Genomic DNA, 10,705 nt, shown 5'->3' with positions numbered 1-10,705 from the left:
AAATATAAAGAATTATGTACAAAAGCCTCGCTACAATCCATTTTTTTAGCAAAAAAGGCAGTTTTGTCTAATAATAAAACAAAACTGCCTTTAATTCTATAAATTTCAGGTGAACTTACTTCAGTCCGAAAACATCTTTTACTTTATCCACATAATCTAATTTTTCCCAAGTAAATAATTCCACCTCACAAACTACAGGTTGCTGTATATAGCGCGATGTGAATGTTTTTTTCACCGTTTGAGGTACACGTCCCATATGACCGTATGATGCTGTTTCTAAGTAAATCGGATTTCTTAGTTTCAACCGTTCTTCAATAGCTTTCGGACGCATATCAAATAATTGTTCTACCTTTTCCGCAATCTGGCCGTCTGTCAATGATACTTTTGCTCTTCCGTACGTATTTACAAAGATATTCATCGGTTTAGCTACACCAATTGCGTAAGATACCTGTACAAGTATTTCCTCGGCAACTCCGGCCGCCACTAAGTTTTTTGCAATATGGCGCGCGGCATAAGCTGCCGAACGATCCACTTTTGAAGGATCTTTTCCTGAAAAAGCACCACCACCATGAGCTCCTTTTCCACCATATGTATCCACAATAATCTTGCGCCCCGTCAAACCGGTATCTCCATGAGGTCCACCGATGACAAATTTACCTGTAGGATTAACATGATAAATAATATCATCATTGAACAGCGCTTGTACGTATTCCGGATAGCGAGCTTTCACGCGTGGAATCAGCAGGTCTCTCACGTCATTTTCAATACGTCTCTGCATCGCTTTATCGGCTTCTTCCTGCGAGATACCTTTTGTTTCAATAAATTCATCGTGCTGCGTAGAAACAACGATTGTATCTATACGGAGCGGTTTTCCATTATCATCATACTCAATAGTTACCTGACTTTTTGCATCCGGACGAAGATAAGGCATCAGGTCTAACTCCTGCTTTCTTATTCTGGCCAATTCCAGCAAAAGAGAGTGCGACAGATCAAGTGCAAGCGGCATATAATTTTCGGTTTCGTTTGTTGCATATCCAAACATCATACCCTGATCTCCTGCACCCTGATCATAGGGATCTTCACGTTCAACGCCACGATTAATATCGCCGCTTTGTTCGTGAATAGCAGAAAGGACACCGCAAGACTTGGCTTCAAACTGATACTCGCTCTTTGTGTATCCTATCTTTTCAATTACTGTGCGGGCTACATCCTGCACATCAACATATGCTTTCGATTTAACTTCTCCTGCCAAGACAACCTGTCCGGTCGTAACAAGGGTTTCGCAAGCAACTTTAGAATCTCTGTCATAAGCCAGAAATTCATCAAGCAAAGCATCCGATATTTGATCGGCTACTTTATCGGGGTGTCCTTCAGACACCGATTCGGAGGTGAATAAATAACTCATTACTTAATTTATATTATGATTTGTAATGAATTGACGGAAAGGAATTGTTTGTCGAACGACCAATAAGAGGAGTTATTTGTTTTAGCATTTTTTCCCGTGGTTGCAAGCAAGACAAATCTATCCACGTCAATTCGTTGAGACAAAGTTAGTATTTATCTCTTATCCTACACCGTTTTATGCTTTTTTTATTTTGAAGAAACTTGCGCATACAGTTCTGCAATCGTTACATTCAGCAAGGGATGAAGCAGGTCAGGAGCTATCTCTGCTAAGGGCTGGAGCACAAATATTCGTTGATGCATAAGTGGATGCGGCAAGGTCAATAAGGGAGAATTTATTATCAGATCATCGTACATCAGGAGGTCAATATCGATCAATCGGTCATGATAGGAACCATTACTTTTTTCTGTTCGCCCCATCTCCTGCTCAATTTGCTGAGTCAGTCGCAATAATTCCATCGGCAACAGAGCTGTTTCTATACTCAACGCCACGTTCAGGAACGGATTATCTGAGTCAAAACCCCAGGGCTCTGTTTCATACAAAGCAGAAAGGGCAAGAATCTTTCCTACCCTTTCAGCCAACAACGCTACAGCTGTTAGCATATTTTTATGCCGGTCTCCCAGATTGGTTCCCAGACTAAAGTAAACAATCGCCATATTAATCAACAATCAGCATAGCATCTCCGTATGCACCAAAACGATACTTTTCTTTTATTGCTTGCTGATATACATCCATCATCAAATCATAACCGGCAAATGATGCTGACATCATCAACAAGGTAGAATAAGGCAAATGGAAGTTGGTAACCATGCTTGTAGCCACACTAAAGTCATATGGTGGGAAAATAAACTTGTTCGTCCATCCGGCAAATTCTTTCAGATGTCCGTCCGTACTCACAGCAGTTTCTAAGGCACGCATAACAGAAGTTCCGACAGCACAGATTTGTTTTCCCGCATCCTTACCTTCATTTACGATGCGAACGACTTCAGCGTTAACAATCATCTCTTCCGAGTCCATTTTATGTTTCGTCAGGTCTTCCACATCTATATCGCGAAAATTCCCCAAACCTGAATGAAGTGTCAAAAACGCAAAACGGCAATCTTTTATTTCTAACCGCTTCATCAGTTCACGACTAAAATGCAATCCTGCAGCAGGAGCGACAACGGCTCCTTCTTCTGTCGCGAAAAGATTCTGATACCGTTCTTCATCTTCGGGCTCAACAGCGCGTTCAATATACTTAGGTAATGGCATTTCACCCAATGCATACAACGCTTTTTTGAATTCATCATGAGGCCCGTCGTACAGGAAACGCAAAGTACGTCCACGAGACGTAGTATTGTCTATCACTTCCGCAACCATCGAATCATCTTCTCCGAAATAGAGTTTGTTGCCGATACGTATTTTGCGGGCAGGATCAACCAGAACATCCCAAAGGCGCAAATCCGGATTTAATTCACGTAGAAGAAACACCTCAATACGAGCACCTGTTTTCTCCTTATTACCGTATAATCTTGCGGGAAATACTTTCGTATTATTAAAAATGAATACATCCTTATCTCCGAAATAAGTAAGAATATCCTTAAAACATTCGCGATGCTCCACCTCACCCGTTTTACGATGTACCACCATCAATCTCGACTCATCCCTGTTTTTAGTAGGATGAAGCGCGATTAATTCAGAAGGTAAATCGAATTTAAATTTTGATAACTTCATAACTATATTTTATTTATTCTCTTTTTCTTCTATTATAACCTGTTCAAGAAATGTATCTATATCTTCAGGACTCATACATTTATCCAACATAACCTCTCCGATTCGAGTCCGCTCTAATGCGACCAAATGACCTCCCGAATTCAGGGCAACTCCGATATCTCTTGCTAAGGCACGGATATATGTACCTTTGCTACAGACAATACGAATCTTCACGATTGGTAAATCAAAGGAGAGTATTTCCAACTCATCGATTACCAATGTTTTCGATTTCAGCTCGACCTCTTTTCCTTCACGAGCAAATTCATAGGCTCTTTTACCTTCAATCTTACAGGCGGAATATATCGGAGGAACCTGTTCTATCGTTCCGACAAACGAAGGCAGAACGTCGTCTAACAGCTCTCTTGTTATATGGTCTGTCGGATATTGCCTGTCCACTTCTGTTTCCAAATCAAAAGAGGGCGTGGTCTCACCCAATTTAATAGTTGCCACATATTCTTTCGTCTGATATTGGAACTCATCTATCCGTTTTGTTGCCTTCCCTGTACAAACGATCATCACCCCGGTAGCCAACGGATCTAAAGTTCCGGCATGGCCTACTTTTATCTTTTTCACCTTCAATTTCCGGCTTAATTTGTACCGGAACTTATTTACCAGATCAAATGATGTCCACGTCAGTGGTTTATTAAAAAATAAAACTTCTCCCGCAATAAAATCCATCCGCAATTATATCAATGAATACACGATAGCACATAAGCCGGCCAATACACAATAATAGGCGAAGTAAATCAGTTTTCCCTTACTGACTATGCGGATCATCCATTTACAAGCCAATGCTCCGGAAACAAAAGCCGCAACAAAGCCTGTAATCAATGAAACGGTAGAAATACCGGATGCTTCCGCCGAAAAACCACCTTTCATCAAATCCAGAAATACTTCTCCTAAAATTGGAATGATAACCATAAGGAAAGAAAACTTTGCCACAAGCTCTCTCTTATTACCCAACAATAATCCGGTTGCAATTGTTGAGCCTGAACGAGAAAGGCCGGGTAAAACAGCAAATGCCTGTACTAAACCTATCAGGAATGCGTCCTTAAAACTGATATCTTCTTTCATTCGCGGTTTAGCATAATATGAAAAAGTCAGCAAAGCTGCTGTAACCAACAACATACACCCGACAATCAGCAATCCGGTTCCAAAAAGAGTTTCTACATAGTCTTTAAAAAACAGCCCGACAATAGCGACGGGAATCATAGACAATACTATTTTGGCGACAAACTGCGTCTCTTTATTCCATTTAAAACTAAAAAAACCTTTGAACAAAGTTGATACTTCAGACCAAAGTACAACAATTGTGCTTAAAACGGTTGCGGCATGCACAACGATTGCGAAAGTCAGGTTTTCTTCACCACTCAGTCCGAATATTTCGCCTCCGATGATAAGATGCCCGCTACTGCTGACAGGGAGGAATTCGGTAAGTCCCTGGATTATTCCAAGAACCAACGCTTCTATCCAACTCATTATGCTTGTTCTTTTGTTTTGCTGTTTTTAAGTATTCCGGCAATCATCAGGAGGAAGCCGATTATCGTCACTACCGGAGCAACTACGATTCTCCTCGTACTGAATATCTCAGGATTAAACGAAACTCCATCAACAGAAGAACCTCCACTCATCAAAACAAACCCAATCACAATTAACACTATAGCAATTGCAATCAGGATAAAATTCTCCTTACCAAAAGCAAAATCTCTTTTAGCCATTTCTTTGTTTTTTATATATAATACATTTTATCTATTCCCAAACGCAAATATTTATTCACGGAAATAATAGTTGCAAACACAGACAAGAGAATACCTAAAACTAACACCACGACATAAACAGTAAGCAATGTAGGCATATCTAATATTTGTATGAAACCACTTAATTCTCCCTGTAGATAGTATAACGCCGATGTAAGCATTAATATTGCTAAGAAAGCAGCAAAGACACCACTAAGCATGTTATAACGTATAAATGGAGCACGAATAAAACCGGGGGTCGCACCCACCAATTTCATCGTATGAATAAGAAAACGTTTAGAATAAATAAGCAAACGGATTGTATTACTGATCAGCACAAAAGAGATTGTCATCAGTACAATGGCCAATCCAAGCAAAACCAAACCAACTTTCTTTATGTTTTTATTGACCATTTCCATCATGTCCTTTCTATAAAGAAGCTCGGACACAGAGGTATAACTCTTTATTTTCTTTTCTATTACAGACAGACTATCGGCATTTGCATATTGCGAGTGAAGCTTTACTTCGATTGAAGCTTGCAGAGGATTAAAGCCTAAGAATGTTTCCGGATTCTCGCCTATTTCTTCTTCCAGTTCCCGCGCTGCCTGATCTTTAGATATATAATGTGTCGATTTTATAAAAGGTTGTGCATCCAATGTTCTCTGAATCCGTTTGATATCCGCTTCTTTCTGATTATCCTTCAGTACGATTGAAAAAGACAGATTTTCTTTAACATACTCAGATAATTTATTTCCTAACAACCCAATTAAAAAAACAAGTCCTAACAAGAACAGAACCAACGCAATACTTATCACAGAGGTAAGACGGGAATTGAAAAAGGATACGGAACTAATCTTTTTATTATCTGCCATCTGAAGGATACCTTTTAATTTCTTAAATCAGAGAGGTGTGTAAAGACAACACACCTCCCAATTTTTCTGCAAAATAACGAATTATTTGTCCACCGAGACAAGCAATTACCATTATTTAACAATGACCTGATGTTTATTCTACCGGTTCGCCAAACAGTGTAGCTGAAGTAGCCCCGTTTATCTTCACTTTGATTAGTTGCCCGATACGGTAGTTCCGTTTATCAAATATAACCACCTTATTTTGCCCTGTGCGACCAAATAACTGTTCCCGTGATCGTTTAGAGAAACCTTCGATCAACACTTCGAATGTTTTTTCCACATCACGAAGGTTACTTTCTTCCGATAATTTATTCTGAAGATCAATCATCCCTTGCAGACGGCGTATCTTTTCTTCTTCCGGCACATCATCCACCAAATGTTTGGCCGCATATGTACCGGGGCGTTCTGAATATTTAAAAAGGAAAGACGTATCGTAACCTACTTCACGCATCATGGACAGCGTTTCCTGATAATCCTCTTCCGTTTCGGAATGGAAGCCGCTGAATAAGTCCGTCGTTATGGAACAGTCCGGTAATATCCGGCGAATTGCACTTATTCGATCCATATACCATTCGCGGGTGTATTTCCTGTTCATTACTTTAAGCATCCGGGAACTGCCGGATTGAGCCGGAAGATGAATATGTTTGCACAAATTATCGTGTTTTGCCATCGCATAGAGCATATCATCGCCCATATCACGAGGATGAGACGTAGTAAAACGTACTCGCATAGGATAAGCCTCTTCGGCAACCTTTTCTAACAACATCGGAAAAGTAACGACATCATCTTCAGCCCGCTTGAACGCGTATGAATTTACGTTTTGTCCAAGAAGAGTAATCTCACGAAACCCTTTCTCTTTCATATCACGCACTTCGTTCAGAATACTCTCCACATCCCGGCTTCTTTCCCGCCCTCTCGTGTACGGAACAATACAATAGGTACAGAACTTGTTGCATCCCCGCATAATAGAGATAAAGCCGGAAATACGTTGTCCGCCTAACTTCAAAGGGATAACGTCTTTATACGTTTCCTGAGTCGAGAGTTGGACGTTGATTGCTTTCTCTCCGGATTCTGCTGCACCAACAAGTGATGGTAAATCCATATAAGAGTCAGGGCCAACCACCAGATCAACCTTGTGAGAATTTATCAGCTCCTCCTTTACACGTTCAGCCATACAACCTAACACTCCGACAATGAGGTTCTTTTTCTTTCTTTTCAATGACTGAAAATACTGTAGTCTGTTATACACCCGCTGCTCCGCATTATCACGAACAGAACAGGTGTTTACAAATACAGCATCAGCATCATGAATATCCTCAGTCACCGCATAACCATCCATCTGCATAATCGATGCTACCACCTCTGTGTCTGCCACATTCATCTGGCACCCATAGGTTTCAATAAATAATTTCTTTTCTAAATTAGGGGAAGCAGATTTTAAGTCTGCACCCTGTTCTTCAGTCTTCATTCAGATCAAATTATTAATAATTACTAAAAACGTCAATTTGGCCTTAAAAGCCCATATAAAACATTTGGTCAATTAATTTTTAGGCCTATATTTGCATCAGAAAAACGTAAATTTTTTCATAGTTAAGGTTTTGGTTAAATTTGATAAGGGTGGCTGCGAAGTTACCCTTATTTTTTTATCCTTATCGAATATTCTTTCTTCCACTATTTATCTTTATATTTGAGGTGCAAAAATAATCAAAGTTATGGACAACCTGGGCGATTGGCTTTATATTGTTTTCCTTATTATAGCGGCAGTTAGCGGTTTATTCAATTCCAAGAAAAAGAAAAAACGCGTACCTGCTAAGCCTGTACAACCTCAAGTGAACCCCAATACATCTTCAAATACAGAAGAAGAAAAGGGCTTTTGGGAAATCTTGCAGGAAATGCAAAACGGACCGAAACAACCCCCAAAACCTACGGTAAAAAATGTTCCTGCAAAAAAAACAGCGACAAAAAAAACAGCAGTTCAACAACCTTTCCTTTCGGCTGAAAGCAGAATACCAAGCTCTGTAAACAGACAAAACGAAAGTATCTTACTTGAAGAAACAGACGAAACCGACCATAACATTTCCAGCGATGATTTTCATTTACAAGATGTTGACGAAGTAAGAAAAGCAATCATCTACAGCGAAATTCTAAATAGAAAATACGTTTAATGATTCTTCTCTAAAGGCATTACTTATATAATTAAACGAGGAGCTTCGGCAAACCAACTTAGAGGCTGTTTTGAATTTTACGAATCTTTTTTATATTGTTTGTAACTCTTTCATGTTCTTTCATTTGAAATTTTAGAAGCGTTTGCTCTGAGCTATTGGTTTGAAAAAATCAAAATGTTGGCAAATTACCCATTTTTTGTGTCGGATTGATACCGATCACAAATGAGGCTTTTTGGGCCAACTTCTCTAACAAAACAACGAAGCATGTGCCTGAAGAGCAGAATTCGGGAGATGTTGTTTAAACTGCATTATCCGGCATGTCCGTTTTTTCAAAATTTGTAAAAAGTAAAAAATCCAAAATTACGCTACTCTTTTTTGAAGATAAAGGATATATTTCGAAAAATAACCTTTACGTCTCGGAAAATAATCTTTATATTTTGGAATACAACCTTTGTGTTTTTGGTGAAAAAACGGTCTTTCTTTGTCATTATGGAATATTTATTGGTTTGAAACTATATAAACGAAAGAAAAATGAGGTTAAGTGCTTTTGAAGTGCGTAAGCAAAATGGTTAAAATAGTTTCTTTTTGTCTTGTCTTCATGTGTTTCGCCAAATACCAAATCAGGTATAAAAAAATAGAGAATAAATTCAAAAGAGATTCTTAATCGTATCAAAAAAACTATGATATAGATAGATTGAAAAAAATCTACGTACCTTTACAACGGTATAACATTAATCAAATCTACACAATGTCAACGTCCCGTTTTAATGCGGTAGAAAGAGCATCTAACCGCAAAGCGGTTCCGGCCATCGTTCCGGATCGCAAAGTTTCTGATTTCTTCGGCGAAAACGTATTTAATCGTAAAGCCATGAAGAAATATCTTTCTAAGGAAACCTTCCGGTTATTAACTGAAGCAATCGACAACGGCACACCGATAGACAGGGAGATTGCGAATCATGTGGCTGCCGGTATGCGAATGTGGGCACTTGAAAAAGGGGTTACGCATTATACGCATTGGTTTCAACCTCTGACTGACGGCACAGCGGAAAAACACGATGCTTTTGTAGAACATGACGGGAATGGAGGCTTGATTGAGGAATTCAGCGGAAAGTTGCTTGTACAACAGGAGCCGGATGCTTCAAGTTTTCCGAACGGCGGACTAAGAAATACGTTTGAAGCACGCGGCTATTCAGCCTGGGATCCGTCTTCTCCGGCATTTATTGTTGACGATACGCTCTGTATTCCAACCATCTTTATTGCCTATACCGGTGAGGCGCTTGATTATAAAACACCACTTATTCGCTCTATTGAAGCATTAAATAAAGCGGCTAAAGAAGTTTGTGATTTTTTTGCTTTAGAAGTAAACAAGGTTTCAACATTTCTTGGATGGGAACAGGAATATTTTCTTGTTGACGAGGATTTATATTCTGCGCGACCAGACCTATCTTTGACAGGACGAACCTTGTTAGGACATGAAAGCGCCAAAAACCAGCAATTGGACGACCACTATTTCGGTTCTATTCCTTCACGCGTACAGGAATTCATGAAGGATCTTGAAATTGACTGTTATAAATTAGGAATTCCTGTAAAGACACGTCACAACGAAGTGGCACCGAACCAATTTGAATTAGCTCCTATTTATGAAGAATGTAATCTGGCTAACGACCATAATCAGTTATTGATGTCGTTAATGAAGCGCGTAGCGGAAAAACATAATTTCCGCGTTCTGCTTCATGAAAAACCATTCATGGGCGTAAACGGATCCGGAAAGCATTGCAACTGGTCTATGGCAACGGATACAGGAATCAACCTGTTTTCTCCGGGAAAAGACAGAGAAGACAACCTGCTCTTTATTACGTTTGTAGTCAACACCTTGATGGCTGTTTACAAGCATAATTCCTTATTAAAGGCGAGCATTGCTTCCGCCACGAACGCCCATCGCTTAGGAGCCAACGAAGCACCCCCTGCAATCATCTCTTCTTTCTTGGGAACGCAGATAAGCGAAGTTCTTGACCGTTTTGAAAACAGCTCTATTGAAGATGCTATCGAAATGGATAGTAAGAAACGTCTTTATCTTGGGTTCGGACAAATACCGGAGATTCTATTAGACAATACAGATAGAAACAGGACTTCACCATTTGCATTTACGGGTAATCGGTTCGAATTCCGGGCGCTCGGTTCTTCGGCAAACTGTGGTGCTGCCATGTTAGCTTTAAATTCGGCTGTTGCCTGTCAACTACAAAAATTCAAGAATGACGTAAACCAACTTATTTCCAAAGGAAAGAGTAAACAGGAAGCGATCTACGAGATCTTAAAAGCCTATATAAAAGAATCTAAGCCTGTTCGTTTTGATGGGAACGGCTATAGCGACAAATGGAAAGAGGAGGCTGCAAGAAGAGGATTAGACTGTGAAAACAGTGTGCCTTTACAATACGATGCTTATCTGAAACCGGAGTCCATCCGCATGTTTGAAGAAACAAACGTATTAAACGAAAAAGAACTCCACGCGCGCAACGAAGTTAAGTGGGAAGTTTACATCAAAAAAGTACAAATAGAAGCACGTGTGTTAGGTGACCTTTCCATGAATCACATAACCCCTGTTGTATTGCGCTATCAGTCCATCCTACTTGACAACCTGACAAAACTAAAAGAAACATTCAATCAGGAAGAATACGAAGAACTGGCAGCAGAGCCAAGACGTTTAGTACGTAAAATAGGCCATCACATCTGCGCTGTAAC

General features: G+C 39.7%; 10 protein-coding genes. 2 read left to right on the top strand and 8 right to left on the bottom strand.

The window, feature by feature from the left end; genetic code table 11:
* Positions 1 to 115: 115 nt before the first annotated feature.
* The 8 genes from metK to miaB all read right to left on the bottom strand — a co-directional run bounded on the left by metK (position 116) and on the right by miaB (position 7,269).
* Positions 116 to 1,405 (bottom strand): methionine adenosyltransferase, encoded by a 1,290-nt coding sequence (metK, locus tag PHT93_RS14335; RefSeq protein WP_300244277.1) that lies wholly within the window; start codon positions 1,403 to 1,405, stop codon positions 116 to 118.
* Between the two features lie 185 nt (positions 1,406 to 1,590).
* Positions 1,591 to 2,058 (bottom strand): 2-amino-4-hydroxy-6-hydroxymethyldihydropteridine diphosphokinase, encoded by a 468-nt coding sequence (gene folK / locus PHT93_RS14330; protein WP_300244275.1) that lies wholly within the window; start codon positions 2,056 to 2,058, stop codon positions 1,591 to 1,593.
* A gap of 1 nt (position 2,059) precedes the next feature.
* On the bottom strand, positions 2,060 to 3,115 hold the full coding sequence (gene queA, locus PHT93_RS14325; RefSeq protein ID WP_300244273.1) for a tRNA preQ1(34) S-adenosylmethionine ribosyltransferase-isomerase QueA: 1,056 nt from the start codon (positions 3,113 to 3,115) through the stop codon (positions 2,060 to 2,062).
* Between the two features lie 9 nt (positions 3,116 to 3,124).
* Positions 3,125 to 3,832 carry a tRNA pseudouridine(55) synthase TruB gene (truB, locus tag PHT93_RS14320; protein WP_300244270.1) on the bottom strand — a complete coding sequence of 236 codons (708 nt, stop codon included), beginning with the start codon at positions 3,830 to 3,832 and terminating at the stop codon, positions 3,125 to 3,127.
* Between the two features lie 6 nt (positions 3,833 to 3,838).
* Positions 3,839 to 4,633 (bottom strand): undecaprenyl-diphosphate phosphatase, encoded by a 795-nt coding sequence (locus PHT93_RS14315; protein ID WP_300244268.1) that lies wholly within the window; start codon positions 4,631 to 4,633, stop codon positions 3,839 to 3,841.
* Positions 4,633 to 4,872 (bottom strand): DUF3098 domain-containing protein, encoded by a 240-nt coding sequence (locus tag PHT93_RS14310; protein ID WP_300244266.1) that lies wholly within the window; start codon positions 4,870 to 4,872, stop codon positions 4,633 to 4,635. The genes PHT93_RS14315 and PHT93_RS14310 overlap by 1 nt, the downstream gene beginning before the upstream one ends.
* Positions 4,873 to 4,883: 11 nt before the next feature.
* Entirely contained in the window at positions 4,884 to 5,762 is an 879-nt protein-coding gene (locus tag PHT93_RS14305; RefSeq protein ID WP_300244264.1) for a permease-like cell division protein FtsX, read from the bottom strand.
* Between the two features lie 133 nt (positions 5,763 to 5,895).
* A complete protein-coding gene (gene miaB / locus PHT93_RS14300) occupies positions 5,896 to 7,269 on the bottom strand; it encodes a tRNA (N6-isopentenyl adenosine(37)-C2)-methylthiotransferase MiaB (RefSeq protein WP_300244261.1) in 1,374 nt (457 codons plus the stop codon).
* A gap of 244 nt (positions 7,270 to 7,513) precedes the next feature.
* Between miaB and PHT93_RS14295 the strand changes: the two genes are divergently transcribed.
* Both PHT93_RS14295 and PHT93_RS14290 read left to right on the top strand, forming a co-directional pair.
* The gene (locus PHT93_RS14295) at positions 7,514 to 7,966 is read left to right on the top strand and encodes a hypothetical protein (protein ID WP_300244259.1); all 453 of its coding nucleotides are present in this window, start codon (positions 7,514 to 7,516) and stop codon (positions 7,964 to 7,966) included.
* 748 nt (positions 7,967 to 8,714) lie between these two features.
* Positions 8,715 to 10,705 (top strand): glutamine synthetase III (locus tag PHT93_RS14290; protein ID WP_300244257.1); only part of this gene is annotated, 1,991 nt, incomplete at its 3' end.

It is taken from the genome of Massilibacteroides sp. (genome assembly GCF_028705895.1).
In the GTDB taxonomy this organism is placed as follows: Bacteria; Bacteroidota; Bacteroidia; order Bacteroidales; family Tannerellaceae; genus Massilibacteroides.
The sequence above is the reverse complement of the archived record's forward strand: the minus strand, read 5'-3'. Positions and strand labels throughout refer to the sequence as shown.